Source organism: Metabacillus sp. cB07 (assembly GCF_016839225.1).
GTDB classification, from domain to species: domain Bacteria; phylum Bacillota; class Bacilli; order Bacillales; family Bacillaceae; genus Bacillus_P; species Bacillus_P indicus.
Genome location: NZ_CP069296.1, coordinates 1,580,578 through 1,605,839, shown reverse-complemented (window position 1 = coordinate 1,605,839; position 25,262 = coordinate 1,580,578). Strand labels below are relative to the sequence as shown.

Annotated in this window: 27 protein-coding genes; 10 read left to right on the top strand and 17 right to left on the bottom strand. The window is 43.3% G+C overall.

Annotated features, from left to right (window positions below; genetic code table 11):
- Window positions 1-15: 15 nt before the first annotated feature.
- The 3 genes from JOJ89_RS08015 to JOJ89_RS08005 all read left to right on the top strand — a co-directional run bounded on the left by JOJ89_RS08015 (window position 16) and on the right by JOJ89_RS08005 (window position 3,498).
- Window positions 16-1,305, top strand: a complete 1,290-nt coding sequence (locus tag JOJ89_RS08015) for an MFS transporter (RefSeq protein ID WP_203290074.1) — start codon at window positions 16-18, stop codon at window positions 1,303-1,305.
- 155 nt (window positions 1,306-1,460) lie between these two features.
- Window positions 1,461-2,954 carry an HD domain-containing phosphohydrolase gene (locus tag JOJ89_RS08010; RefSeq protein WP_081414059.1) on the top strand — a complete coding sequence of 498 codons (1,494 nt, stop codon included), beginning with the start codon at window positions 1,461-1,463 and terminating at the stop codon, window positions 2,952-2,954.
- 82 nt (window positions 2,955-3,036) lie between these two features.
- Window positions 3,037-3,498: a YkyB family protein gene (locus JOJ89_RS08005; RefSeq protein ID WP_203290073.1), complete on the top strand. Its 462-nt coding sequence runs from the start codon at window positions 3,037-3,039 to the stop codon at window positions 3,496-3,498.
- 60 nt (window positions 3,499-3,558) lie between these two features.
- Here the strand turns inward: JOJ89_RS08005 and JOJ89_RS08000 are convergent, their stop codons facing one another.
- Window positions 3,559-4,461, bottom strand: coding sequence for a chemotaxis protein (locus JOJ89_RS08000; protein ID WP_203290072.1), 903 nt, complete (start codon window positions 4,459-4,461; stop codon window positions 3,559-3,561).
- 98 nt (window positions 4,462-4,559) lie between these two features.
- Complete coding sequence (locus JOJ89_RS07995) at window positions 4,560-5,879, bottom strand: MFS transporter (RefSeq protein ID WP_203290071.1); 1,320 nt, start codon at window positions 5,877-5,879, stop codon at window positions 4,560-4,562.
- Between the two features lie 254 nt (window positions 5,880-6,133).
- Between JOJ89_RS07995 and JOJ89_RS07990 the strand changes: the two genes are divergently transcribed.
- Window positions 6,134-7,417 (top strand): NCS2 family permease, encoded by a 1,284-nt coding sequence (locus tag JOJ89_RS07990; RefSeq protein WP_029281593.1) that lies wholly within the window; start codon window positions 6,134-6,136, stop codon window positions 7,415-7,417.
- Window positions 7,418-7,775: 358 nt separating this feature from the next.
- Here the strand turns inward: JOJ89_RS07990 and JOJ89_RS07985 are convergent, their stop codons facing one another.
- Window positions 7,776-9,026: an ATP-binding protein gene (locus JOJ89_RS07985; RefSeq protein WP_203290290.1), complete on the bottom strand. Its 1,251-nt coding sequence runs from the start codon at window positions 9,024-9,026 to the stop codon at window positions 7,776-7,778.
- 228 nt (window positions 9,027-9,254) lie between these two features.
- Here JOJ89_RS07985 and JOJ89_RS07980 point away from each other — a divergent pair, with 228 nt between their 5' ends.
- From JOJ89_RS07980 to JOJ89_RS07965, 4 genes are all read left to right on the top strand, one after another.
- Complete coding sequence (locus tag JOJ89_RS07980) at window positions 9,255-9,812, top strand: PadR family transcriptional regulator (protein WP_029281597.1); 558 nt, start codon at window positions 9,255-9,257, stop codon at window positions 9,810-9,812.
- Window positions 9,802-10,266, top strand: coding sequence for a GNAT family N-acetyltransferase (locus JOJ89_RS07975; protein ID WP_203290070.1), 465 nt, complete (start codon window positions 9,802-9,804; stop codon window positions 10,264-10,266). Before JOJ89_RS07980 ends, JOJ89_RS07975 begins: the two co-directional genes overlap by 11 nt.
- Before the next feature lie 131 nt (window positions 10,267-10,397).
- Window positions 10,398-10,595 carry a hypothetical protein gene (locus JOJ89_RS07970; RefSeq protein ID WP_029281600.1) on the top strand — a complete coding sequence of 66 codons (198 nt, stop codon included), beginning with the start codon at window positions 10,398-10,400 and terminating at the stop codon, window positions 10,593-10,595.
- Between the two features lie 138 nt (window positions 10,596-10,733).
- Window positions 10,734-11,120 carry a hypothetical protein gene (locus JOJ89_RS07965; protein WP_035318995.1) on the top strand — a complete coding sequence of 129 codons (387 nt, stop codon included), beginning with the start codon at window positions 10,734-10,736 and terminating at the stop codon, window positions 11,118-11,120.
- A 45-nt stretch (window positions 11,121-11,165) separates the two neighbouring features.
- On the opposite strand, the gene JOJ89_RS07960 is transcribed toward JOJ89_RS07965, so the two are convergent.
- Together JOJ89_RS07960 and corA are read right to left on the bottom strand one after the other, a co-directional pair.
- On the bottom strand, window positions 11,166-11,726 hold the full coding sequence (locus JOJ89_RS07960) for a TIGR00725 family protein (protein ID WP_234703364.1): 561 nt from the start codon (window positions 11,724-11,726) through the stop codon (window positions 11,166-11,168).
- A gap of 97 nt (window positions 11,727-11,823) precedes the next feature.
- Entirely contained in the window at window positions 11,824-12,795 is a 972-nt protein-coding gene (gene corA / locus JOJ89_RS07955) for a magnesium/cobalt transporter CorA (RefSeq protein ID WP_203290069.1), read from the bottom strand.
- A 155-nt stretch (window positions 12,796-12,950) separates the two neighbouring features.
- Here corA and JOJ89_RS07950 point away from each other — a divergent pair, with 155 nt between their 5' ends.
- On the top strand, window positions 12,951-14,099 hold the full coding sequence (locus tag JOJ89_RS07950; protein ID WP_203290289.1) for an aminotransferase A: 1,149 nt from the start codon (window positions 12,951-12,953) through the stop codon (window positions 14,097-14,099).
- Between the two features lie 43 nt (window positions 14,100-14,142).
- On the opposite strand, the gene JOJ89_RS07945 is transcribed toward JOJ89_RS07950, so the two are convergent.
- From JOJ89_RS07945 to JOJ89_RS07925, 5 genes are all read right to left on the bottom strand, one after another.
- A complete protein-coding gene (locus JOJ89_RS07945) occupies window positions 14,143-15,531 on the bottom strand; it encodes a PAS domain S-box protein (protein WP_203290068.1) in 1,389 nt (462 codons plus the stop codon).
- Window positions 15,443-15,955 carry a PAS domain-containing protein gene (locus JOJ89_RS21365; protein WP_203290067.1) on the bottom strand — a complete coding sequence of 171 codons (513 nt, stop codon included), beginning with the start codon at window positions 15,953-15,955 and terminating at the stop codon, window positions 15,443-15,445. The genes JOJ89_RS07945 and JOJ89_RS21365 overlap by 89 nt, the downstream gene beginning before the upstream one ends.
- A gap of 291 nt (window positions 15,956-16,246) precedes the next feature.
- Window positions 16,247-16,420: a hypothetical protein gene (locus tag JOJ89_RS07935; RefSeq protein ID WP_168713759.1), complete on the bottom strand. Its 174-nt coding sequence runs from the start codon at window positions 16,418-16,420 to the stop codon at window positions 16,247-16,249.
- A 43-nt stretch (window positions 16,421-16,463) separates the two neighbouring features.
- Window positions 16,464-17,135, bottom strand: a complete 672-nt coding sequence (locus JOJ89_RS07930) for a carboxymuconolactone decarboxylase family protein (RefSeq protein ID WP_203290066.1) — start codon at window positions 17,133-17,135, stop codon at window positions 16,464-16,466.
- A gap of 119 nt (window positions 17,136-17,254) precedes the next feature.
- Window positions 17,255-19,381 (bottom strand): peptidoglycan D,D-transpeptidase FtsI family protein, encoded by a 2,127-nt coding sequence (locus JOJ89_RS07925; protein ID WP_203290065.1) that lies wholly within the window; start codon window positions 19,379-19,381, stop codon window positions 17,255-17,257.
- Window positions 19,382-19,767: 386 nt separating this feature from the next.
- Here JOJ89_RS07925 and JOJ89_RS07920 point away from each other — a divergent pair, with 386 nt between their 5' ends.
- Entirely contained in the window at window positions 19,768-20,523 is a 756-nt protein-coding gene (locus JOJ89_RS07920) for a CAP domain-containing protein (RefSeq protein ID WP_029281616.1), read from the top strand.
- Between the two features lie 45 nt (window positions 20,524-20,568).
- Here JOJ89_RS07920 and JOJ89_RS07915 read toward each other — a convergent pair whose 3' ends face one another.
- The 7 genes from JOJ89_RS07915 to JOJ89_RS07885 form a co-directional block, all read right to left on the bottom strand.
- Window positions 20,569-21,030, bottom strand: coding sequence for a GNAT family N-acetyltransferase (locus JOJ89_RS07915; protein WP_029565477.1), 462 nt, complete (start codon window positions 21,028-21,030; stop codon window positions 20,569-20,571).
- Complete coding sequence (locus JOJ89_RS07910) at window positions 21,006-21,881, bottom strand: NAD(P)-dependent oxidoreductase (protein ID WP_203290064.1); 876 nt, start codon at window positions 21,879-21,881, stop codon at window positions 21,006-21,008. The genes JOJ89_RS07915 and JOJ89_RS07910 overlap by 25 nt, the downstream gene beginning before the upstream one ends.
- A 33-nt stretch (window positions 21,882-21,914) precedes the next feature.
- The gene (locus JOJ89_RS07905; protein WP_203290063.1) at window positions 21,915-22,415 is read right to left on the bottom strand and encodes a hypothetical protein; all 501 of its coding nucleotides are present in this window, start codon (window positions 22,413-22,415) and stop codon (window positions 21,915-21,917) included.
- Entirely contained in the window at window positions 22,412-22,885 is a 474-nt protein-coding gene (locus JOJ89_RS07900) for a hypothetical protein (RefSeq protein WP_203290062.1), read from the bottom strand. The genes JOJ89_RS07905 and JOJ89_RS07900 overlap by 4 nt, the downstream gene beginning before the upstream one ends.
- Before the next feature lie 59 nt (window positions 22,886-22,944).
- The gene (locus JOJ89_RS07895; protein ID WP_203290061.1) at window positions 22,945-23,730 is read right to left on the bottom strand and encodes an SDR family oxidoreductase; all 786 of its coding nucleotides are present in this window, start codon (window positions 23,728-23,730) and stop codon (window positions 22,945-22,947) included.
- 108 nt (window positions 23,731-23,838) lie between these two features.
- Window positions 23,839-24,867, bottom strand: coding sequence for a spore photoproduct lyase (splB, locus tag JOJ89_RS07890; RefSeq protein ID WP_029281628.1), 1,029 nt, complete (start codon window positions 24,865-24,867; stop codon window positions 23,839-23,841).
- Window positions 24,868-25,009: 142 nt separating this feature from the next.
- A complete protein-coding gene (locus tag JOJ89_RS07885) occupies window positions 25,010-25,252 on the bottom strand; it encodes a transcriptional regulator SplA domain-containing protein (protein WP_029281630.1) in 243 nt (80 codons plus the stop codon).
- Window positions 25,253-25,262: the final 10 nt, after the last annotated feature.

Sequence of the window (25,262 nt, the reverse complement as noted above, 5' to 3'; positions counted from 1 at the left end):
ATAAGGAGCAGCATAATGAAAATCTTTGAAAACAGAAATTTTGTGAAGCTCTTTTTTGCAGCACTCGCTTCGCAAATGGGCACTACAATCGGAAATATGGCCTTTGCCTTTTACTTATTGGACCGCTTCAGCCACCAGCCGTCCTATGCGACACTGGCAGAACTGATGTATTCACTTCCAACGCTGTTTGTTTTCTTTTTGGTCGGGGTGGTAGCAGACCGTTTTGACAGAAAAAAAGTAGCTGAAAACTGTGACTGGATCAGAGCCTTTCTGACTGTGATTCTGTTTGGTTCCCTGTTTTTAAATTCCATCCCGCTCATCTTCTTCCTGCTCTTTTTAAGAAGTGCAGTGACAAAATTTTTCTATCCTGCAGAAGCAAGCCTCGTGCAGGGAATTTTAAGTAAAGAGCAGTATGCTCAGGCTGCAGGGCTGAACCAGATTCTGTTCAGTATCTTCATGGTTTTTGGAGTGGGGCTCGGTGCAATCGCCTATCAGACAATCGGACTAAAGGGCGCCGTGGTTTTCGACTTTATCAGCTTTGTCATCTCAGCAATACTCATCCGGCGCTGCAAAATCCCCATGGAGACAAGACTTCCAAATGGAAAAGCGAAATGGAAGGATTTCAGTCTTTCTTCCACTTACCGTGACTTTAAAGACGGCATTCTGTATATTGTAAAAAACAAATTGCTCGCTTCGCTCGTGTTCGGTTTCTTTGTATTCGGGTTTGTGAATGGTGCTTTTTCCATCCTTCCGATCTTTACTATGAAGTACGAGCTGTCGCCTGACAATTACGAAAAGTATGCTTCATTTTTCGCCATTTCCCTTGGAGCCGGACTTCTTGCCGGAAGCCTCATCGGTACATTCCTGTCTTCAAGATTTAAGCCGCATCAAATGATGATTTATCCGATTTTCGTAAGCGGCATTCTGATTTTTATGCTTGGTCTGACCGATCATCTTGGCATTTTTCTTGCCACTGTGTTCATTATTGGGACATGCATTGGACCAATTAATGTGGCCATTGGAGGCTGGATGCCTAAAATCGTCCATCCAAAACTGATGGGCAGAGTAAGCGGATGGACAGATCCATTGATGATGTTTGCTCAGTCCCTGACCCTTGGCATTATTGCCGTAGTCTTTCCGAAATTTATCAGCAACATTGAATATCTCTACTATGGAATGGCCACTGTGATTCTTTTCGTTTTCCTTTTCTATGCCCTTACTTTGCCAAAGCTAAGCAAAGAACTCGAGTATTCCCAGAGAAAGCTTTCACAGCGGACAGGAAAAGAACAGATTCATATTTCGTAAGTCGTTTTCACAGCAGCAGACATCATCTGCTGTCTTTTTTTTTCAAGTTTTCAGTGTTCCGGTAAAGATTCAGAAAAAACAGCCGATATTACTGGAGAAGTATTGACTGAAAGTTGGGTCCCCAATTGACACTATATAAAGAGTTTATAACAAAGTTGATCATTCATAATTTTACTGCGTCTTTATTGGCTGTATTTGGCGTGGGTTCCGTTCTTATTTTTACTACACTTACGATTTCAGCATCAGAAGTCATGCTGCTGATGCTGCTGCTCTTGTGTTCGGTTATCTGCATGAGCCTTTGTGAATGGGCTCTCTTCCGAATACACATTGCTCCGATCAAAAACGTTTTCAAAGACAGAGATACCTCTTTGGACACGCTTGATGCTGCTTTCAGACAGGCACACCGTTTTCCGCTTCTAAGCGTATACAGAATTTTAGGTCCTCATCTTTTTGGCTTTTCTGTTCCTGCGGTTCTGCTTGGAATGTGCCTAATAAAAAATAACTTGCTGAATATCCCGCTATCATACATTCTTCCAGCTTTTGCAGTCACGTTCTTAGTTGCGGGCATGCACAGCGTCATTGAATTCTTTTTATGTTCCAAAGCGGTGAAGCCTATGCTTATTACCCTCCGCAATAAAGGTCTTATGCTTTATGGGACGGATCTTGTGCCTGACCGGGAAATCCCCATCTCTTTAAAGTCCAAAGTCATGTTCAGCGCCATCTACATTGGTGTATACCCGCTGCTGCTGTTTGCTCTGGCTTCACAGCTGCGTTTTAAGGAAGGTGTGGCTCCGGGATTGCCTGAATATTGGAGCTGGTCCATGCTGATTGTCATTATGTCTGTGCTATTTGCGGTTTTTGGCTCTTTTTTGCTGTTCAAAAACATTTCTGAACCTATTGAGAAGCTTCAGGAGGGCATGGCAGAGGTTGAACAGGGGCAATTCCATTACCGGAATGAGGTTTATTCGGATGAATTTGCAACGGTTATCGCTGGTTTTAATAAAATGATACGCGGGCTTAAAGAGCGTGATCAGATCAATAATCAGCTTCTGGAAAGTTTGTATACAACACTTGCCTCTGCACTAGATGCAAGAGATCCTAATACCGCTGGCCACTCCATCAGAGTAGCGGAATATTCCGTTATGATTGGCAGGGAAGCAGGATTATGTGAAGAAACTCTTGATGACTTGAGGAAATCAGCGCTTCTCCATGACATCGGCAAAATCGGCATTAAAGACAGCATCCTTATGAAAGAAGGACGCTTGACCATGGAAGAATATGAAGAAATTAAAAAACACCCGGTTATTGGTGCAAGCATTCTCTCAAGTGTACAGCCTGCTGAAATGCTCCGGCCTCTCATTCCAGGCGTCAAATATCATCATGAACGGTTTGACGGTCATGGATACCCTGAAGGACTCGCAGGAAATGATATTCCTCTTTTCGGAAGGATTATGGCCGTTGCGGACGCATACGACGCAATGACTTCTGACAGACCATACAGACGCGGAATGCCGTCAGAGACAGCGCTCTCCATTATTAAAGAAGGACGCGGCACACAATGGGATCCTGTTTATGCGGATTATTTCCTGAAGATCATGGATTCGTTTTCAGATCGTCAGCTGATGAACGAAAACCGGGAAAACGGGTAATTGATTTTAGATTAAGTTTGCATTTTACACCTGGAAACGTATAATTTAGAATAAGCGAATAAATGTGCAAAGGAGAGAGAAAATGGACGATCAGCGAAATCAGCCGCTTAAACCAACGACAGATAATGTAGCAAAAGCAATCTATATCGTAAACCGGCATGCTAAGACGGCGCCAGACCCGAAATTTTTATATATGCTGAAGAAACGTGCCCTTCAAAAACTCTTAACCGAAGGAAAAGCAAAAAAAGAAGGACTACACTTTTCCAATAACCCTAAAAACAGCAAACAGCAGTCAGACGTTCTTATATCTGCCGGAGAATATTATTTTCATATGCCTCCCACTAAAGATGACTTCGAAAATCTCCCACATCTCGGTTCACTGAATCAGTCATACCGAAATCCAAAAATACATTTATCCCTGGCAAAAGCAAAAGCACTGCTTCAGCAGTATGTCGGCATAAAGGAGACCGTTTCAAACCGCCCCAATAAAACTGCACCTACATACAAAAAACCTGTATTTAAACGCTTGGGCGAGAGCTATTGAAGAGATATATGAAAGAGGCCTTTCCTCATATGGAAAGGCCTCTTTCTTCATCCTGCAGCCCTAAAGAATATATTGATCAATCATGGAAACGAGCTCAGCAATTTCAGGTTTGCTTACTTGTCCGTCCGCCCCGACTTTTCTACCTTTATGTTTAAGATCCTCTGTTATGAGCGAAGAAAAAATGAGAACAGGCAGAACCGCAAGCGCCGTATGCTCCTTAATGCGCTTCGTCAGATGGTGGCCGTCCATTTGCGGCATTTCAATGTCTGTAATCACCAGCTGCACTTCATCTTTTAATGCACCGCCGCTGCTGCAGAGCGTTTGAAGGTAGTCCAGTGCGTCTTTGCCATTTTCAAAAAATTCCAGATTTACAAATCCCGCTTCCTGCAGAGTATCATGCAATAGCCCTCTGAGTAATGGCGAATCTTCTGCGATGACGATTTTCTTATCTGACCGTTCGCGCTTTCCGAGCTTTTTTATTTGATTTAAGTGAATGCCCGATTCCGGATTAATCTCAACAATCAGTTTCTCAAAGTCAGGCAGAAGAATCATTTCCCCGTTCCACTTCACGACTCCTGTAATCTGACTTTCAAGACCCTGGTAAAGCCGGGACGGTTTTTCAATCAGGCTCCATGAAATCCGGTGAATCTGAGTGACCCCATGCACATGAAAGATGACCTTTTGCTTATTAAATTCCGTCACAATCAGCTTGTCTGCAGAAGAATTTGGATTCTCCCCAAGACCAAGTGCTTTTGCTGTATTCACTACAGGCAGAACTTCCCCTCTCAGCTCAGTAATGCCTTCAACATTCGGATGGGCATGAGGCACTTTTGTCATAGTCTGAAGCTGGATGATTTCCTTCACTTTAATGACATTAATCCCGAATTTTAGTCCCGCTACAGTAAATTCAACGATTTCAAGTTCATTCGTGCCGCTTTCCAATAATATCTCTGTCTGCTGCATCGTTTTCTTCCTCTCTATAGTTACACATACCTTATATATCGGAACAATTTGATCTTTCTCAACCGGACAATGAAAAAAAGCCTGAGGAAATCTCAGGCTTACGCTTCATTGTCAGGAACAAACATATGGACAGCAAGCCCGATGCCTGCAAGAATCATCAGTGAGCCAATGGCAATCCTGCTTGCAAGATCACCGTAATCAGCGAGAACAAGTGTGATGGTTCCGTAAAGGAGCGGTCCTGCAATGGATGACACCTTCCCGGAAAAGGCAAAAAGGCCGAAGAACTGTCCCCTCTTGTTTTCCGGCGTCAATTCCACAATAAACGTTCTTGACGTGACCCACATAGCTCCAAGAGAAACTCCGAACAAACTTCCAGCAACCCAGAACATGGCTGCATTAACAGCAAATGCCGCAAAAGCCAGCGCTATGACCAGGATGATTCCTACATACATGATGCTTTTTTTCGTTCCTGATGCCTTTGTAATATATCCAAAAAGAAAAGATCCGGCTATGCTTGCCACCGTTGAGACAAGATACAGCAAAATAAATTCACCTGATGAGAACCCTACAATGGCCTTTGAATAAACAGCCATCATCGCTACTGCGGTGGCGATGGCATCGTTTAAAAAGAAATAGGCAATCATGAATAAAAAAACGGCTTTATACGTTCTTATTTCTTTGAATGTACGGATAATTTCTCTGTAGCCATCGAAAAATCCCGTCTTTTCAGGTTTACCCGCTAAGGGCTTTTCTTTTACAAAGAAAAAAAGCGGAAGGGAAAAGACTAAAAAAAGAAGGGCTGTCGGTATAAATGCCTTGTGGAAGCCTGAATCTCCAACATACAGATAAACACTGAGACCGACAAGAGTCCCAACATACCCTACCGCAACACCGAATCCTGATATTAAAGGAATCTGCTTGCCGGTGCCTAAATCAGAAATCATCGTATCATAAAAGATCAGGCTTGAATGGTAAAAGAATTTCGCCATGATAAAGAGCAAAATAACGTACACTAAACCAGCGGGGAGTCCAAAGAGCGTATAAGAAAACTCTGTCATTCCAAAAACCCCCATAAGAATGGTGCACAGCACGGTTATTAAGGTAAAAGGAATAATATATGCCTTCTTTTTACCCGATCTGTCAATTAATACGCCGAACAGCGGAGAAAACAGAACGAGCAGGAAGCTTGCTGCTGCATTGGCATAGGATATAAATGAACTTGCAATCTGGTCCAGTCTTTCGTTTGCGCCAATGACTTCCTGCAGATAAAAAGGGAAGAAAATGGTTGTAATATTAGATGAAAAAATAGTGTTCGCAAAATCATAAAGCGCCCATGACAAAATAGGGAGCGACAAGTACAGTTTCCAGGCCCTATCCTTTTGAAGGCTAATCGTTTCAGGCTTTTCTAAGTGTGCCATTTTGCATCCTCCGTTTTCTTTTTGTATGGTTATCTTCTTTAAACAGGAAGCCGCCACCTGCCCGTTTACAAAAAATTAACGTGAACGAGCTCCTGTCTGTTTAATAAGAGTCATGATTAAAAAGCCTCTCACAGAAAATGACAAATAAAGATAATGCACAAAGTCTTCCCTCTTGGTATAATGCTATATGTGAATCGGCTGATGCCGGTTGTACGGGTTGGGTCGAGGGTTACTTTTTAAGGAAGGGTTAAAAATTGCATAAGTACTTTCAGCTTGAACAGCATGACACGACAGTCAAGAAAGAGCTGCTCGCAGGAATGATTTCCTTTTTTACGATTGTCTATATCGTAGCCGTTAACGGAGCGATCTTGGCAGACGCAGGCATTCCGATTGAAGCAGGCATTATCGCCACCATTCTTACCTCTTTCACAGGTTGTGTACTAATGGGCTTTATTGGAAAAACACCGATTATTCTAGTTCCAGGGATGGGGGTGAATGCGTTATTCACCTACACCATCTGCGGTTCTATGGGACTTTCCTGGCAGGAAGGTCTTGCCGTCGTTTTTGTCTCAGGTCTTCTTTTTGCACTTGTTGCATTCACGAAGCTCTCCGGCATCATCAGCGCTTCCATACCGGACTCGCTGAAAGAAGCGATTACGGTCGGAATTGGGATATTCCTTACGTTTATCGGTCTGCAAAAAGGCGGAATTGTCACCGGAAGCGAGACGACGTTCGTCAAACTTGGTGATTTTACAGATCCCCATGTCTTCGTTACGCTGATAACATTAATCATTACAATTGTGCTGTTTGCCAGGAACATTCCGGGCAACTTCCTGATCAGCATTCTTGCCGGTTCAGCCATTGCTGCAGGATTTGGCTTGATTGACAGTTCTCAAAGCAGCGGGACCTCCTTTTCTGCGGCGTCGTATACTCAGGTTTTTGGCGCCATGTCATTTAATCAGATGGCAGATCTCGCATTCTGGACGGCCACTTTCTCACTCACGATGGTCATCGTGTTTGAAAACATCGGCCTTGTTCACGGACACGTCAATATGATCAGCAGACAAGACAGGTACAGCGGTTCGCTCAGGGCAAATGCCATTTCGGCCATTACAGCTGGCTTATTCGGAACTAGTCCAACAGTAAGCACGGTCGAAACAGCTGCAGGAATTCAGGCAGGCGGACGCACAGGACTGACTGCCATCACAGCAGGCTTCCTGTTTTTAGGATCACTGTTCTTTCTGCCGTATCTTAAATTGATTCCAGACAGTGCAATTGCCCCTATTTTAATTTTAATCGGCGGGCTGATGATTCAGAATATCCAGAACATCGATCTGAAAGATTTTACGGAAAGCTTTCCGGCCTTTTTGATCATTGCACTCATTCCCCTTACCTACAGCATCGTAGACGGAATGGCCTTTGGATTCATTGCTTATCCAATCTTAAAACTTGCCATGAAACGCACAAACGAAGTGGCCCTGCCGCTTTACATCATCGCAGTGCTGTTTCTTGCTAATTTTATTTCACATAGTATATAGATAGAAATGCGGAATCGCCCGGTAAGCTACGGGAGTCAGATAAGGAAACGGCGGTGAAGGCGCTTTTTGCCTTTGCCGACGGTTCCGTTCTGGCAGAGGAGTTGGGCGATGTAGCTGGACAATAAGAAATGCGGAATCGCCCGGTAAGCTACGGGAGTCCAATACAAAAAACCCAGTTCAGCTTGAACTGGGTTTTTTACTGCTTCTTAATCATTCGAATCACAATATACAGGGTTGTAAACAAGAAAATGGCACCGGCAACGGCTAGTGCCTGCATGAGAAAAGAAAACATGTGATCTCCAGTCTCCCCCTTTTCCGTTATACTTTCTCTCCGAATATTCGTTTCTCCTTCTTCTCTTCAGTGAATCATTTCCTGATATAACTGAAGGCTGATAATTACGCAGGTGCCCTTTCCAAGCTCACTTTCGTATTCGACTGTGCCGCCCATTTCCCTGATCAGCCTGTTTGTAATCATCGATCCAAGACCGGTGCCTTTTGATTTTGTGGTATAGAACGGCAAACCGAGTTTTTTTCTTACTTCCTCCGTCATTCCTTTTCCGTTATCACTGATGGCAATGCTGATGGTGCCGTCTGCATCATTCGTTGTTTTGGTTATTTCTACTTCCCCGCTGTCTTCAATGGATTCAATTGCATTTTTAATCACATTCATTAAAGACTGCTTAAGGAGATGGATGTCCCCGTATACGGCATTTCTTCCGTCAGATTTGAAAGTCAGGCTGACATTGGAATAATACCCGAGCGGTTTCAGCAGCTCAATGCTGTCGATAAGCACATCATCTATATCAATCTTCGTCATTTCACGATTTTCGGGCTTTGACAGCAGCAGATAATCTGTAATAATTTTGTTTGTCCGGTCCAGTTCTTCTAAAATCAAAGGTGAAAACTTCTTCAGATTTTCATCAGCTGTATTCTGCTGGATATATTGGATAAATCCTCTGACCGTAGTGATTGGATTGCGGATCTCATGGGCAATAGCTGCTGCCATTTGGCCAATTGTCGTAAGTTTATCCATATAAACCATTTCATCAAACTGCTTATTTGTTTTTATGAGGCTTGCAATAATATAAATCATCGAAATACATGAAAAGTAAAAGGTCAGGAAATAGACAAAGTAAAAAGGAAGTCCCAGAAAATTGATCTTAGAGTAAATGATCAAAATATAGACAGCAAAATAAACGGCAAAAATGATGCTTCCAAACATGTATTTATTGCTTGACTGAAGAAACGCCTTCCTGAACAGCAGTGCCATAACATAAGCAAAGACTGTAACAGCAATCCCGATCTGATAGAATTCTCCGCCGATTAAAAATCTGGCAAAGCATGTTACAATAAGAACAATTCCACCTGACAGAAAACCGGAATACAGGGTGACAATCATCACAACAACCATTCTCAAATCAAAATTCGTATCACCGAGTGTTTCGATCGGATACGCCATGCAAAGAAGAGCGCCGAATGAGCTGATCAGCCCATAAATGATTTTCTGTTTTAATGCCTGCTTCTGGGTTGAATGAAACGGAAAAAACAGATTCGCATTATAGGTAAGGGAAAAAAGAATTGTAATATTAACCAATAAAGGTTTCATCATTTGCAGCACACGTATTCCTCCATAAAGGAACTATTTTTTCAAACACTTTATTTTACAGGATAGAACAGAAAATAGATAGATGGTTCATTTACATTTCCACCGATATCTTTCCCTTTTATCGATTTAGTGAACCTTCATGTAAAATCGTTGCTAAATGGTCAAACTAGACTATATAATTTAAGTAAGCTGATCAAGATCCACCAGCTTCGGTAAAGCGAGGTATGCTGTATGTCAATGAAATTGGTCATACTAGGGCTTTTAATGGAACAGGATGCCCATCCCTATGAAATGAAGCAGATTATGGAACAAAGACATATGGACCATTTTATGAAACTGCAGAAAGGCTCCTTGTATTATGCAGTGGAACAGCTTTACAAGAAAGAGCATATTGAAATTGTTGACATTATTAAAGATACGAACAGGCCTGATAAAACGATCTATTCGATTACCGAATCAGGGAAAAAACTCTTTCACAAATTGATTCTGGACGAACTGTCGAGCGATTCAAATCTGTATCATCCTCTTTTTACGGGCGTTGCTTTTACTCTCCACAGCAATCCTCAGGAAGTCGCAGATGTTCTTGAAAAGAGAGTGGAGCTTACAAAGAAGAGAGTGACAGAGCTTAAAGGAATACTTGACTTATATAAGAAGCTTCCGAGAGCTGTTATTCACTTAATTAGAGGATCAATACTGCATGGAGAAGCAGAACTTGCCTGGTTAACCGATTTAATTAAAGATGCGCGTGCAGAAAAATTAAACATACTTGGTGGTGCTGATGAAGATTAGATTATTTGAAGAAAAGGATCTTGAAGAAGTTATTAACTTATATATTGATACAGTCTGTGAAATTAATGGAAGAGACTATTCATCTGATCATATACATGCACTTGCTCCAAAAAGACTTGATCACTACGAAAATTGGGGTGACCTGCTGACAGTGAACACGACTCTCCTTGCTGTAATAAATAAAAAAATTACAGGATTTGGCACACTGACTCATAACGGAGACATTCATTTTTTATATTCTCATAAAGACCATCAAAGGACGGGAACCGGATCCGCCCTTCTTGAGGCACTGGAGAAAACGGCAAGAGATTCGGGCCACAAAAAGGTCACTCTCAGTACGGGATTAACAGCCCGGACCTTTTTCATGAACAGGGGCTACTCGGTTATAACTGAGCATTACGTGTCTATTGATCCCATGCTCTTCATTCAGTACAAAATGAAAAAACACCTTTAAACTTCCTGTAAACGATTTCGATTTGGCGATTTTATGACATCTTCTTTTCAGCCGCGGATTTCATTCGAAAACATGGTAGAATTCTAAATGTGTTTTTTGACTGATCTCTAGTAAAAGAAGGTGTTTTTTCGGTGGGAACCGTTTTGCTGTTTCATGAAAATCAGGATATGACTGTTCTTGAGGATATTCCTGAAGAAATATATGTGCAACTGAAAGAGAATGCGGGTTCAGACTCGTGCAGCTGTAAAGTGAATGGCAGAACGATGATTCTTCCCCCCTTTCATTTCGCTGTCTGGCAGGAGCAAATGGATTGGGATTTCGGATATTAATGTGCCAACGCAAAAAGGGACGCTCAGATGAAGCGTTCCTTTTTACGTTGTGCTGAGCAAAGCCCAGAATTTCCATTCACTTCCTTACCCGCTGATGCATACTGTGAGTTGTAGGCTAATGAGGAGAGGAATGTGAATATGTACAATCCATACGATCGTCAGGGATTTCCAGGTTTTCCGGGAGGAGGCTTCGGTCCTGGAGGAGGCTTTGGTCCTGGAGGAGGCATGCCGCCAGGTCCGCCGCCAGGATTTGGAGGCGGAGGAACGCAGGCACCGACAGGCCCCCCTCCAAGCCAGATCCCCCAGCAAAGTCCATCACTTTTTGCAGTAGACCCGGGAGCCATCAGCGGATGTCTTTTCCGCTTTACGTACGTTTGGCTTAACAATGGAAACAGCTTTTGGTTTTACCCGACCTTTGTCGGCAGAACATCCGTCGCAGGGTACAGATGGAGACCCCGCCAATTCAGATGGGTCTATTTCGGAATTGACACGCAGCGGATTGCTTCGTTTTCTTGTAGCAGATAACCAGAAAAAGCGGACGGCCAAACAGCACGTCCGCTTTATCTTTTATTAATCCCCGATAATCCCTGTATTTTTCATTTCATCAAGCGGATGTTCGATTCTTAAGAAGGCTCTGTCTACTGCCATTTTTGCTGAGTTCGCGTAGTGGATTTCCACGGTCCGGCGCTCGTCAAGATAGGCTCCTTCAAATGCGGCTTCCTTCAGCTTCGCCGCCCACCCTCCGGATGTTTCAATGACAACGGCAGGCTTTTTATTCATATAGGCAGCAGACAGTTCTCCCAATGTCCCATTTCCTCCCCTGATCATAATGATCGCATCACAGGAATGAACCAGCACAAGACTTCTGTAATCAAAGGATAAGCCCGTCGTAATCGGAACGTCCAGGTAATCGTTGGCAACATGAGTCTCATCTCCTGCAAGAATCCCGATGACAAGACCTCCCGCTTCTTTTGCCCCTTTGGACGCCGCTTCCATCACTCCGCTTCCGCCGCCTGTCAGCAGCACGGCATTTCGCTTGGCAATTTCAGCTCCCACTTCTTCACTTATTGCCCGCACTTCAGCTGGTATCTCTCCCGATTGGCCAATAACAGCAATTCTTTTCAAAACCATCCACCGCCTCAGTCTTTTCCTTTATTATACTATGATTTTCCTCTTCATTCTTTTAATTAAACGTAAAAAAACTGCCCGAAGGCAGCGTGTATGTGCGTTATAGCTTTGTTCCTTTATGATATCTGAACCAGCCCATTTTCGCGAAAAAGTAAATCATTCCGGCTGCAATCAGCACCATGATGCCCACAACAATAAAATAATTATATTTGCCGGTAAGCTCCGGCATGTACTGGAAGTTCATTCCGTAAAGCCCTGCAATAAATGTCAGCGGAAGGAAAATGGACGAGATGACCGTCAATGTCATCATGACTCTGTTCATTCTGTCTGAACTGATGGACAGATAGCTGTCCCTGATATCTGCGCTCAGCTCCCTGTTCGCATCAATCATTTCAACAAGCTTCAGCAGGTGATCGTATATATCCTGAAAATAGATCTCATCTCTGATATAGGCTTTAAGACTGCTGGAACTGATCATCCTGTACAGCAGGTCCCGCATTGGAATGATTGTTCTTCTCAGCTTATACAAATCTGTGCGGATATCAAAAACACCTTCCATCAATTCGCTGATTGTCAGATCCTTCGTATTCTCCTCAATTTCATTCAGCAAGTCCTCAAGCTTATAGACAGGAGGGAAATATTCATCTACCAGCTGGTCCATCAGCTGGTGCATCAAAAGGGAAGGCCCCCCTTCCTTTAAGCCTTCGTCCTTTTTCATTTTAAACCAGATATTATTCAAATCCCTTATCGACTTTTTATGAAAAGTAACCGCGTAATTCCTCGCAATAAAAAGATCGAGTTCTTCAGCTTCAAGAGTTTTTTGCTGAATGGCATGCATGACAACAAACAAATAGGTGTCATATGTATCAATTTTCGGTCTTTGAACAAACTCCACACAGTCTTCAATGGCTAGAGGATGAAAGCGGAAGAATTTGCTCAGCAGTTTCGTTTCATCTGCGGTAGGATCCTGGAAATCGACCCAATACCATTTTATTTCGGGTTTTCTCAGTTCTTTAAGGGGCAGGTCATAAACAACCTCCCCGCTGGATTGAACGGCTAATGTACGTATCATTCTGTCACATCTTTCTTTGTAGATAAATATATTTTTGACTTTTACCCTTCTTACTATGTTACTAAACACGCGCAGAATGGGTGAATTTGACGGAATAATTGTGTATGATGGTATAATAACACGTTATTAGATTACATAGAAAAAGGATGAACATGATGGAGCACCTTATTAATCAGCAGGTTAAAAACATTCAGATCTCTGGCATCCGCCAGTTTTTCAATATGGTTTCCGAATTTGAGGATACCATATCACTCACAATCGGCCAGCCGGATTTTTTAACTCCAGCTCATGTGAAAAAGGCCGCCATCGAGGCGATTGAGAGCGATTTTACCACGTATACCCACAATGCGGGCTACCCCGAACTCAGAGAAGCTGCCGCTGCCTTTGTAAAAGAAAAATATGGGCTAACTTATCAAGGAAAAGATGAAGTGATAGTAACAGCCGGAGCCAGTCAGGCCATTGATATTGCATTCAGGACCATCCTTTCTCCGGGAAGCGAAGTCATTCTGCCAGGACCGGTCTATCCCGGCTATGAGCCAATCATCTCACTTTGCGGAGCTGAAGCGGTGCACGCTGATACAACAGAACACGGGTTTAAATTAACGGCAGAACTGATCAGCAGACATCTGACTGAAAAAACGCGCTGTGTCGTCCTGCCGTATCCATCCAATCCTACAGGCGTTACGCTTGATGAGGAAGAACTGATGAAAATTGCCGAACTGCTGAAAGGCAAAGATCTTTTCGTTCTGTCAGATGAAATATACAGCGAACTTGTTTTTGATGGAAAACACCGTTCGATTGCGTCTTACCTGCGTGATCAGACAATCGTCATAAACGGACTTTCAAAATCACACAGCATGACCGGCTTTCGAATCGGGTTTGTGTTCGCGCCGGCTGCCATCAGCAAGCATTTGCTGAAGGTGCATCAATATAACATATCCTGTGCGTCCTCCATCTCGCAAAAGGCTGCTCTGGAGGCTCTTACAGCAGGCAAAAACGATGCAGCACCTATGAACGGTGAATATTCAAAAAGAATGAACTATGTGTACAGGAGATTAACGGAGATGGGGCTTCCGACTGAAAAGCCGGACGGATCCTTTTACATTTTTCCGAGCATCAAGCATTTCAATGCCTCTTCTTTTGATTTTGCCTATTCGCTTGCAAAGGATGGGGGAGTGGCTGTAGTGCCGGGGAGTGCATTTTCTGCTTTGGGGGAAGGATACATCCGTATTTCTTATGCCTGCAGCTTTGAACAGCTTCAGGAGGCGATGGACCGGTTTGAACACTATATAAAAAGCAGGTAAGATTGGCCAGCGGACGCTACATGCTTCGCTGGCTTTTTGCCTTTTATGCTTCAGGCAGCTTCAGTGTAAAAACCGTGCCCATTCCAGGCGTGCTCTCAATGCTCATGCTGCCTTTATGATTTTCAATGATCTTATATGTGATCATCAATCCAAGGCCTGTTCCTTTTTCTTTCGTCGTGTAGAAGGGTTCGCCGATTTTTTTCAGGGCTTCTTTAGGTATTCCCTCCCCTTCATCTTTCACATGCACAAAAATGAAACCTTCCGCTTTTTCGAAACGAAGCTGAATGGTCCCTCCTTTAGGCATGGAATCAATCGCATTTTTAATCAGATTAATGAACACCTGTTTCAGCTGGTTCTGATCACAGTGGATAAACAGTTTTTCTTCCTGGGGAACGGTTTGTATGATGACATTATTCATGATTGCCTGCGTTTCAAGCAGCGTTGCAACGTCACTTACAAGAGCAGTTAAGTCCGTTTTTTTCAGGACCCTTTCCTGAGGTTTTGCAAGCATCAGCAGTTCACTCAGGATCAGTTCAATTCGGTTCAGCTCAGAAAAGACAATTTCGTAGTACCCTTGATCGTGGCGGTTTGCAGAATGCATAAGCTGCAGAAATCCCTTGATAGCCGTCAGCGGATTGCGGATTTCATGGGCAATTCCGGCTGCAAGCTGTCCTGCAACGGAAAGTTTTTCAGAGCGAAGCATGAGCTCCTCTGCCTTTTTCCGGTCAGAAATATCCCTTAAGATCACTTGAACGGCCCGTTCGCCAAAATACGTGGTGGGAATGCAGACCATTTCCGTATAAATTGTGCTGCCGTTGTATGTATGCCAGGATTGCTTCGTTACTTCCACTTCAGATTTCTCTTCGACAATACTGCGGAGTTTTTCCCTCACCTGTTCATGATCTTCCTGTTCCAATAAGGCAAAGACGTTTTTGCCGAGCATATCAGGGTAGTCTAAAGCTTCAAAAAGCTTTACTCCAGACTCATTAATAAAAACCCATTTGTCTCTATGAATAACAGCGATGGTATCAATGGAATTCTGAATCAGGAGCTGATAACGCTCCCTGCTTTTCTGAAGAATTTTCTGGAACTTCTTGCGTGATGAAATATCAATTAGAACGACCAGTTCCGCCGGCTTGTTTTTATAAATGGCGGGGGCCGCTTTAATTTCCACTTCTACAGGTGTTCCGTCAAGCCTTCTCCACGTTTGTTCGATAAGGCCGACATAGGAGCCCTGCTGCATTCTTTGTATGCGATTTTTTACAATGTCATGGTAATCATGATCGATGATATCAAGAACATCTTTCCCAAGAAGATCTTCTTTTGAGGATCCTCCAAGCAGGTCAATAAGGGCCTGATTGACATAGCAAAGCTGGCCCTTCTGGGATATAAACAGGGGACATGGCAGTTTTTTTAAGCAGCTCTGTCGCATGAATGCTGATTTCCTGTGATTCTTCACTTAAAAAGGGATTATTCAGCTGCACACGCCTGGACGGATCTCCATGCCGGCTTGTTTTCGGAATTTTCAGCTTGAGAATAATCTGATTTTCCTCTGCAGCTGCAGCTCTTATAAAATCAATATCAGCTTCCAGCCATATATAGGTTTCATTCTTTAACATGAAACGAAAGGTGCAAGGATGAAGATGATGTTCATTGTAAAAATAGCTCTCCACTAAAAAAAGATCATCTTTATGAACATATTCCTTCAATACGGTGCCAATCATTTCACTGCTTTTAAAGCCCAGGTGCTCCTCGCTGTTTGCAGACACAAACTGAAACCTGCCGCTGTCGTTCATCACTGCAAACAGCTCTGCCTGCGGCAATACCTGATATTCGCTTTCTGTTTCCTGCTTCATGCATTGCCCCCCCTTAAAATGTGAATCACAACACAATTCCGTGCTTTCTGCTTTTGGGAAACAGCAGTCAAAATGATCGTCATGCGGGAGCCTGAGAGGAGAAAAAGGAAGAAACAAGGAAGCAGATGACCTTCGCCTGCAGAACGTTCGATTTTACTTAACAAAATTCGATTCTGTCTTTCAAAATTCCTTTAAGATTTCCTGAAAAAGTTAATTTTTTTCCGGGTTATGCAAGGATCGCTGTCATTCTAGCTATCAAAAAAGCAAGCCGGCTTGAGATCCGGCTTGCTTTTAACCTTTATATTCACCTGCATTTTTTGAAGCTTTTTCTTTTTTTGCTTTTTCTTTGTGCGCGCGGTTTGAAGCGGCACTGCCAAGCTCATTGCTGAACTCAGAGTCCGTTTTGCTTGAGTCAAACCCTTTTTTGTTTTTCTGATCCGCATCGTTTTTGTTTGTTTTAGACATGTTCTTCCCTCCTTTGACTTATCTTAGTTTTGGCATGTCCGCTTCAATTATGTGAAGATTTTTCGTTTTCACCCTCGAAGGATTTCAGCATATTTACCGCATGTGTGACAACACCGCCTGACCTTAATAGTGCTGCTGTCATAGCGGCTTCCGCCAGTTCTTCCTTAGAGCAGCCTTCCTGTTTAGCACCTGCTGTATGGGAGGCAATGCAGTATGGGCATTCTGACGTGTGCGCCACCGCCACTGCAATCAGCTGCTTTTGTTTGGCAGATAGCTTGCCGGCAGTCATTGCCTTAGAAAAAAAGGCATGGGCCGAAGCACCGATTTCCGGAGTCAAATCGCTCATCGTTTTTAAATCTGCAAGATCCGAGCTTTTATAAAAGGCATCTGCAGCATTACCGTCGTATGCCCTGTGCATCTGCATTCTATGAGCATATGCGCCGCCTGCTTCAATTGCAGCCGCGACCATGACTGCTTCAAATAATTCTTCCGCACTTGCCCCTTCTTTCTTTGCTTTTTTCGTATGATAATCAATGCAGTAAGGACATTCCGTTGCATGAGAAACAGCCACAGCAATGATTTCCTTGTCCTTTTTCGTTAAATGACCGTCACTCAGCACTGCTTTGCTGAATGCAGTATATGACTGATAAAGCTCAGGCGCAAGATCAGGAAACCTCTTCATAAGCTGAATGTTTTCAGGAGAGTAAAATCCCATGTGATCCCTCATTTCTTTGATTTACCCTATTTTTTCCTACTATATAATGGGCTACTCTGATTTCAGAAAAAAAGGCAAAGAAAAAAGCCTTCCTGTGAAGGAAAGCTGGAGTCTGCCTGTTATTCCTGCCCGGCTTCTTCCTGCGAAGAGACATCAGCCGAACTGTCTGCATCCTGATTCTGCGGTTTAGGATCAAGGTTTGCATAGGCTTCGATTGCGCGCTTGGCGATAAGTTTATTAACTGGATGTGCAGCGGTTTTGCCTGTATAAGGGACAATGACACTTATAGCAACCTCAGGGTTTGAAGCAGGATAATATCCTACAAAAGCGAGGTTGTTTGTTTCTGTTCCCCAATAGGCCCGCTTGCTTTGCTCACCATAATACAGTGTTTGCGAAGTACCTGTTTTACCTGCAACATCGTTGTCTCCAAAGTAACCTGCCGCCGTTCCGCCTGTTTTAGTGACAGCTTCAAAACCGCGCTGAACCTGTCTGATCTGTTCAGGTGTGTTATTTATTCTATTAAGGATGGTTGCTTCATGTTCAGTCACAACTGGACCAAGCTGCTTATTTTCATCTGGTGAATGAATGCTAGTCACAATCCTAGGTTCAACTCGATAGCCTCCGTTTGCAATTACTGAAACATATTGCGCCATCTGCAATGGTGTATAGGTATCATACTGTCCAATTGCCATGTTTAGCAGGATACCTGCATCCGGAGGTGTATTCTGCTGTCCTGTTGCCTCATTAGGGAGGTCAATACCTGTTGGAACGCCTAATCCGAACTGGCTATAGTAATTCCTCATCTTCTGAAAATCTGCAGAAGATGCGTTAAATGGTGCGTTAGGTACATAATTTTCTCCAGCAATATCGAATGCAATTCTGAACATGTAGACGTTAGAACTTCTCTTTAGAGCCGTGATTTCATTTACCGGTCCCATATTTCGCACTGATTTTTTTGGTTTTGTATCCTTTATAAGGATAGGAGCATCATTATAAACAGTTCCCATCGACATTCCATTCTGGTATCCGGCGAGAACAGTAGCCCCTTTAATGGTAGAACCTATTTCATATTGGGATGTAAAGTTTCCGATGATATAGTCATTCATCTTCCCCTCTTCAAAACTGTACTTCTTCCCTGACATGGCAAGCACGTCGCCTGTATGCGGGTCCATCATGACCGCAAAGGCTCTGTCCACGAGGTAATTTCCGGATTTTCCTCGGGCGACTTTCAGTTCTTGTTCAACAATTTGATCGAGCTGCTTCTGAAGCTCAAGGTCAAAGGACAGTTTTAGATCATAGCCGCGTCTTCCTTCGTCGATGACCGATTCGGAAATGACATTGCCGCTTGTGTCCGTCACATATTGCACTTTAGATTTTCTCGGATTCAGATAGTCTTCGTACTGATACTCAAGGTTGCTTCGGCCAACCCGTTCGTTGCGGGCATAGCCGCGGGCTGTGTAATATGATTTTCTTGCTTCAAGAATTCCCTGTTTAGGAGTTGTCACACTGCCGAAAACCCCTGTCAGAAGGTCGCCGTTGGGATAGGAGCGTTTCCAGTCTGTGATGATATCCACACCTGGCAGATCTTCAAGATTTTCAGCCACGCGGGTCAGCTCGTCCTTTGTCAGCTCTTCGCCTTTTGTCAGGCCTGTAGCTGTTACAATTTGGGGCTCATAGGCATAGCCGGATGAAAAACGGGTATAAAGTGCCGCTATTTCAAGTTCTGCAGGATTAGCCTTTAATGCTTCAAGTTCTTTTACGGGTACCCGGTCGATCTGAAGCTTATAGGTTTCACTGCCTTTTTTCGATTTTTCCTTTTCGGTTAAAAGGTCTGCTGCATCTTCCGGGTTCGCTGCCACCCAGTAGTCCTTCAAATCCCGTTCTTTCAGAAATTCGGATGGAACTTCAATTAATGAAGCCAGTTTCGCAGCAGTCTCGAGCTTGTCTTTTGCTTTGGTTGTTTTTTCAACCGTATACGTAATTGCGTCTACGCCAATGTTCTCAACAAGGACATTTCCGTTCCTGTCATACATCTTACCCCGGGGTGCAGGGAAACTGGCATAGTTGGACTCTGTGCGGCTGACTTCCTTGGAGAATTCCTCTCCCTGGACAATCTGCACCACACCAAGCCGGATTATAAGTGCTACAAACAGCAAAAACACAAAGAAAAAGAAAACGTTGATGCGGATTAAGCGTTTTTTCTTTAATTTCCGCAGATCCGCCTGACTATTGCCTTGCTCAGTCAACGCAGTTTATCTCCTTTCAAAATCGGATTCATCCGATTGTGGGTTCATTCATCTAATTACAACCCTATTGTAACACTTGTGTAATACTTGTTACACAAAAATGGGGGTAAATTTTTTGTCAAGAAACAATTCAATGAAAAAGTTAGTTTTGCTGGATAATGCTAGAAATAATCCGCCAAAAATCTTTAGGACCAGACAGCTGTTTAAACCGCTGCAAATTCTTTGCTGTCAGGTTTTTGTGAGACTTACAATTTGTAAGGACGATAGATTGGCATTCTGAATGAGTGTCAATGGAAAGCACTGGCTGATATATTACAAGAATCGTGTGTTACGATATGTGTGTAGCAAGGAACACAACAAAAAAAACTCTTAGGAGGAATTTTTTCATGAAGAAGTCTATTGCACTTTCAGTTGCAGCAGCAGCTACTATTTTTACATTTAATGCGGGTGGACAAACTGCAGATGCAGCAGCGCCACAGCAATCAAATATGCAAGTTAAAGCTTACCAAATTGCCGGTCAAAACTGCAATTTAAATCAGGAACAAACACAGGATATGCTGAAAAACATCAACAATCCTGAGCTTCAAAAAATGGTTGAAGAGCAGCTGAGTCAGTTTAAAGCACAGCAAGGACAGGCTGCACCACAGGCACCTCAGCAAGAACAAGCTCAAGCGCCTAAGCAAGAAGCAGCTCCAGCACCTGCACAGCAGCAGGCACCTGAAGCAAAAGAAGAAGCTCCAAAGCAAGAGCAAACTCAGGCTGCAGTAAGTGAATTCGAGAAAAAAGTTGTAGAACTTACGAATGCAGAGCGTGAAAAGCAAGGTCTAAAACCGCTTCAGCTTGACGAAGAACTAAGCAAAGTAGCGAAAGAAAAGTCTAAAGACATGCAAAGCAAGAACTACTTTGACCACAACAGCCCAACTTACGGATCACCATTTGATATGATGAAAAAGTTCGGCGTTGAGTATACAACTGCAGGTGAAAACATTGCAAAAGGACAAGCTTCTCCTGAAGAAGTTGTTCAAGCATGGATGAACTCTGAAGGTCACCGCAAAAACATCATGAACGCTGACTTCACACACATCGGTGTGGGCCACATTGAAGAAGGCAACTACTGGACTCAAATGTTCATCGGTAAATAATAGAATTTGATAATGTGAGACAGCCGGGATATCCGGCTGTCTTTTTTATGTGAGAGACATTTTCAGGCGGACCATATCAAGACACGGTATGCCATTTTCATAAATCGGCTTATCATAATGATCCAGGAAGTAATTGCTGATGATTCCGTCCATTCTGAAGCCGCACTTTTGATAAAGGGCCAGCTGGTCAAGGCTCGAATTGCCTGTACCAATCTCAAGAAAATCATAACCGCCGGTTTCCCCTTCGATTATGGCACGTGCGAGCAGTTTCTTTGCGATTCCTTTTCCCCGAAATGCTTCATCGACTGCAAGATTCATCACTTCTAATGATGTGGATGACCGTTTGACGAGAACCAGTACACCAGCCGTCTGTTCTTGATGTTCTGCCAAAAAAACGATGCTTTTGTGAAGGTACTTTTGAATGGCTTTTTCCTCGGGATCTGCTTCAAGCAGCAGGTGCATTGGGGCAGCTTCCCCGCCAATCAATTTTCTGATGGTGATTTCCATAACTTGTACAAAGCCTGTGTACCGCTCTCGGCTTCCCCTTTTTCTGATAGCTCCGTATAAAGCTTATGGGCAAGAGCGAGGCCAGGCACCTCCATGTTCATTTGTTCAGCCTCTTCAATGGCAATGCTCATATCTTTCAGAAAATGTTTCACATAAAATCCCGGTTCAAAATCATCCTTCAGCATTCTTGGTGCAAGATTGCTTAATGACCAGCTTCCCGCAGCGCCTGCCGAAATGCTTTTCAGCACATTTTCAGGATCAAGACCTGCTGAATGCGCATACGCAATCGCTTCGCTGACACCAATCATACCGGCTGCAATGGCAATTTGATTGCACATTTTAGTATGCTGTCCGCTTCCTGCAGGACCCTGGTAGACAATATTTTTCCCAATAATAGAAAAGATTGGCAAACATGCTTCAAATGCTTCCTTATCTCCGCCGGCCATAATGGACAGTCTGGCCTCTCGGGCACCGACATCGCCGCCGGAAACAGGTGCGTCAATGGAGTAAATTCCCTTTTGCTTCGCCAGTTCATAAATGTGTATGGCAAGGCTCGGCTTAGAAGTGGTCATATCAATCACATAAGTGCCGCTTTTGGCAGCATTTAAAATGCCATGATCCCCCAAATAAAGCTCCTCTACATCTGATGGATATCCCACCATTGTCATGATCACATCAGAGTGCCCGGCCAGTTCTTCTGCTGTTTCTCTCCAGACAGCTCCCTCTTTAAGCAAATCCTCGGCTTTTTCTTTTGTTCTCGTATAAATGGAAACAGGATAGCCTGCTTTCAGCAAATGCATGGCCATGCTTGTGCCCATCACTCCTGTTCCGATAAATCCTATGTGTGTCATGAATCTCTCCCTCTCTTATTCAGCTTCCTCTTTTTATATAATGGAAGACTTTTCTTTCAGCTTATCATATTCTTTCATGACAAAATGAAAAAAGATGATAAAGAACGTCTGGATGTACAAGTAAATCGGAAAAGAATATTGCATTTTGTATCCTTTGCCAAAATCAAAGATTCCGACTTGAACGGCCACCCATTCATAAAACACCGAAAACATCGACCAAAGAATGATGTATGGGATTGTCAGAATTCCTCTTATACGGAAGTGCTGATAAATATAAAGAAAAAAGTATCCGAAAAATCCATACATGCTGTAATAAATAAAATCCCACACTTCGAAGTTCGGGGAATCATTGACATCATAAACGTCATATGGCGGAATGGCTAAAATGTGATCTGCAGTCAGGCCGATAAGTGCACTGAACGTAAAAATCAGGACTGTCACGCCTGCCGGAAATTTTTTAGGCAGCTTTGCCATGATCAGGAGAGCAACAGCAATGGTAGCAAGAATATAAAGCTCATTTTGCATCCCGTTCATCTCATCGTCACTCCCCTTTTCAAAACTGGCCTGAATAACGTTAAGGCAATCAGTCCCGTCAAAAACAGCAGCGGAGTATGGATAAGCGGCACCGCCCATCTGTTATCCACATACTTCATCACATGAAAGTACATGCAGAGCTCCTCCATGCCGACTACGATGACAAATGATGCCATTAATAGAAGCAGCTTGCCAAGAATGCTCCTGACGGTTAAAAACAGGTGAAGAATAAGCAAAAACAGCAGAGGTATAATTAAGACTCTTTGTAAAATTAAGACGGTAAATCCTTCGGGCGTTTCATACGGTACCGCCCATCTCAAGTTTTCAGTAATTATTGAGCAGAACATATTATTCATAATTGAAGTCGCCATAAAAATAAAAGCAGACTCAATCGGGTTGCATTTTTTAGGCAAATACACATAAATGTGAATCAAAAGCCAGATGATTATTGCAGCGAGAACGATCGCCATTCATGGAAGCCACCTTACCTAGTTTATCTAAGGCTTAGTTTACTTCACAAACGGCCGTTCTATACGGACTTAACCAGACCGCCGTCAATAAGCTGGGTCTGTCCGGTCATATACGTATTGGCTTCTGACAGCAAAAAGAGAACATAGGCTGCAAATTCACCTGGCGTGCCGTACCTGCCTGCAGGAATTTTCTTTTTGTTTAGCTCTTCTGCTTCTTCAGCACTTATTCCAAGTCTCTCAGCTGCAGCCTGATCAAGGGAGGCTGTACGGTCAGTCGCAATCCGGCCTGGTGCTGCAGTATTAATCAAAATTTGATAGGGCGCAAGCTCGGCTGCGAGCGTCTTTGTCAGTCCGACAATCCCTAAGCGGAACGTATTGGACAGCACAAGGCCGGGGATTGGTTCTTTAACAGAAGACGAAGCGATATTAACAATCTTACCGCCTTTTCCTCTCATATAGGGGAGAACAGCTCTGATCAGTCTGACGTGGCTCATGACGTTCAAATCGAAAGACTTTTGCCAGTCTTCATCTGTCATCATTTCAAATGTGCCTGTAGGAGGGCCTCCTGCATTGTTAACAAGAAGATCTATTGTTCCGAAGCGTTTTGCAGTCTCCTCGACAAGCTGCACAATTTCCTCTCCATTTGAAAGATCGCAGGCTTTGTATTCAATTCTGCCGGAAGCTTTTTTGGAAATCTCTTCTTTGACCCTGTGCAATTTTTCAGGGTCTCTGCTGGTAATCATGACGTTAGCGCCCTCTATTGCAAGCGCCTCGGCAACAGCTCTTCCGAGTCCCTGGCTGGATGCTGCAACAAGTGCAGTTTTCCCCTTAAAACCTAAATCCATCTTCAGCACCTCTTCCTGATTATCTTCTCTTTTATAGTATCAGGATATGGACAGGAATGTCTTATTTGAGATTTAAAACCAGAAAAAACAGAGAAAGCCCCTGTTTTTTCAAGTGAAATATTCAATTTTTGCATTCGGGAAAAAGTCATCGATATAGCTCTCAAGCGTATCTCTTAAATCGGCTTCTTCATCTTTCTGATAAATATACTTTCCGATTCCATATCTTCCCCACTTATAGCGGCGGTCATCTTCATTCATTTCCAGCTTCGACTTCGGATAGTTCTTCTGAATGACACGCTTGGCAGGCTTTGTGAACCTGTGCTGAATCATCTCAAAGGTAATATCGTCTCTTGCTTCCGGCGGCAGCAGTTCATCAAGTTTTGTAAAGAGCTCTTTATAGCCTTCCTGCCATCCTTCATGTATATAGATTGGCGCAACTATAAATCCGAGCGGATATCCTGCCTTTGCAACTTTAACCGCAGCTTCAATGCGTTTATCAAGCGGCGATGTTCCAGGTTCAAAATTCCGGATGACATAATCTGCATTAATACTGAAGCGAAATCTTGTCTTCCCTTTGTGATCGGCATCCAGTAAGTGATCGACATGGTGAAATTTTGTCACAAAACGCAGGCGGCCCATGTCTGTCTTTCCAAAAAACTCAATCGCCCTTTTTAACGAATGTGTCAAATGATCAATGCCGACGATATCAGATGTACAGGAGGCTTCAAAACGGGTCATTTGCGGGGCCCGCTCTTCCATGTATTCCTGAGCACGCTGAAAGATTTCATCTGTATTCACGTACGTTCTGATATAAGGCTTAGATCCCATCGTCGTCTGCAAGTAACAATAATGACAATGACCCATGCATCCTGTAGCAAGAGGTATAGCATACTCGGCAGATGGCTTTGATGAATCAAAGTCCAATGTTTTTCGGACTCCGACGACTAATGTTGATTTCGCATTCCGGTATTTCTGAAGATCGTTCTTGCCGGGAATATTGCGCACCTGATTATGTGAAGTTGTTTCCCTTATTTCAAGACCCATCTTTTCGAATTTTTCTTTCAGCTCCACACCAAGAGGGTATTCAAGCGCCCTTGGTTCGATATAGACGAGCTGCGGCACGAATGGTTTCACTATGCTGTCACTTCCTTCTGATTAAAACGGTATGTTACTAAGGTTTGTCTTTCAGGGTGTTCATATCCTTTTTAAATATTTCCTTAAACTGCAAAGGGCTTCCGGGGCTTCTCAGACACAAAAAAAACTCCGCATAAACGGAGTTTTACTCATATTGCTCGTAATCAAAGAGCTTATTATACATCTCTTCCGCATCTGAATATGATGGGAAAATCGCGTCTTCTTCGTCTAATAAGTGGTATGAATCGTGGATAAACAAAGCTTTTTGTCCGGGCTCTGTCGGATGATCCACAACTTCGGCCTGCTGAATATTTGCTACGTTGGCTGCATGTGGGTTTCGGTAGATCACATACACCTTATCTCCTGCTCTGACATCATTTTTCTCCATTTTACATCAC

Excerpts from the sequence above, each read along its gene's own strand:
- JOJ89_RS07915 (WP_029565477.1), bottom strand. The coding sequence starts at position 21,030 with ATGGAAATCACCATCAGAAAATTGATTGGCGGGGAAGCTGCCCCAATG.
- JOJ89_RS07985 (WP_203290290.1), bottom strand. The coding sequence starts at position 9,026 with ATGATGAAACCTTTATTGGTTAATATTACAATTCTTTTTTCCCTTACC.
- corA (WP_203290069.1), bottom strand. The coding sequence starts at position 12,795 with ATGATACGTACATTAGCCGTTCAATCCAGCGGGGAGGTTGTTTATGAC.
- JOJ89_RS07975 (WP_203290070.1), top strand. The coding sequence starts at position 9,802 with ATGAAGATTAGATTATTTGAAGAAAAGGATCTTGAAGAAGTTATTAAC.
- JOJ89_RS08015 (WP_203290074.1), top strand. The coding sequence starts at position 16 with ATGAAAATCTTTGAAAACAGAAATTTTGTGAAGCTCTTTTTTGCAGCA.
- JOJ89_RS07945 (WP_203290068.1), bottom strand. The coding sequence starts at position 15,531 with ATGCGACAGAGCTGCTTAAAAAAACTGCCATGTCCCCTGTTTATATCC.
- JOJ89_RS07885 (WP_029281630.1), bottom strand. The coding sequence starts at position 25,252 with ATGGAGAAAAATGATGTCAGAGCAGGAGATAAGGTGTATGTGATCTAC.
- JOJ89_RS08005 (WP_203290073.1), top strand. The coding sequence starts at position 3,037 with ATGGACGATCAGCGAAATCAGCCGCTTAAACCAACGACAGATAATGTA.
- JOJ89_RS07920 (WP_029281616.1), top strand. The coding sequence starts at position 19,768 with ATGAAGAAGTCTATTGCACTTTCAGTTGCAGCAGCAGCTACTATTTTT.
- JOJ89_RS07960 (WP_234703364.1), bottom strand. The coding sequence starts at position 11,726 with ATGGTTTTGAAAAGAATTGCTGTTATTGGCCAATCGGGAGAGATACCA.
- JOJ89_RS07950 (WP_203290289.1), top strand. The coding sequence starts at position 12,951 with ATGGAGCACCTTATTAATCAGCAGGTTAAAAACATTCAGATCTCTGGC.
- JOJ89_RS08000 (WP_203290072.1), bottom strand. The coding sequence starts at position 4,461 with ATGCAGCAGACAGAGATATTATTGGAAAGCGGCACGAATGAACTTGAA.
- JOJ89_RS07980 (WP_029281597.1), top strand. The coding sequence starts at position 9,255 with ATGTCAATGAAATTGGTCATACTAGGGCTTTTAATGGAACAGGATGCC.
- JOJ89_RS07895 (WP_203290061.1), bottom strand. The coding sequence starts at position 23,730 with ATGGATTTAGGTTTTAAGGGGAAAACTGCACTTGTTGCAGCATCCAGC.
- JOJ89_RS07965 (WP_035318995.1), top strand. The coding sequence starts at position 10,734 with ATGTACAATCCATACGATCGTCAGGGATTTCCAGGTTTTCCGGGAGGA.
- JOJ89_RS07995 (WP_203290071.1), bottom strand. The coding sequence starts at position 5,879 with ATGGCACACTTAGAAAAGCCTGAAACGATTAGCCTTCAAAAGGATAGG.
- JOJ89_RS07910 (WP_203290064.1), bottom strand. The coding sequence starts at position 21,881 with ATGACACACATAGGATTTATCGGAACAGGAGTGATGGGCACAAGCATG.
- JOJ89_RS07900 (WP_203290062.1), bottom strand. The coding sequence starts at position 22,885 with ATGGCGATCGTTCTCGCTGCAATAATCATCTGGCTTTTGATTCACATT.
- JOJ89_RS07905 (WP_203290063.1), bottom strand. The coding sequence starts at position 22,415 with ATGAACGGGATGCAAAATGAGCTTTATATTCTTGCTACCATTGCTGTT.
- JOJ89_RS07930 (WP_203290066.1), bottom strand. The coding sequence starts at position 17,135 with ATGGGATTTTACTCTCCTGAAAACATTCAGCTTATGAAGAGGTTTCCT.
- JOJ89_RS21365 (WP_203290067.1), bottom strand. The coding sequence starts at position 15,955 with ATGAAGCAGGAAACAGAAAGCGAATATCAGGTATTGCCGCAGGCAGAG.
- JOJ89_RS07935 (WP_168713759.1), bottom strand. The coding sequence starts at position 16,420 with ATGTCTAAAACAAACAAAAACGATGCGGATCAGAAAAACAAAAAAGGG.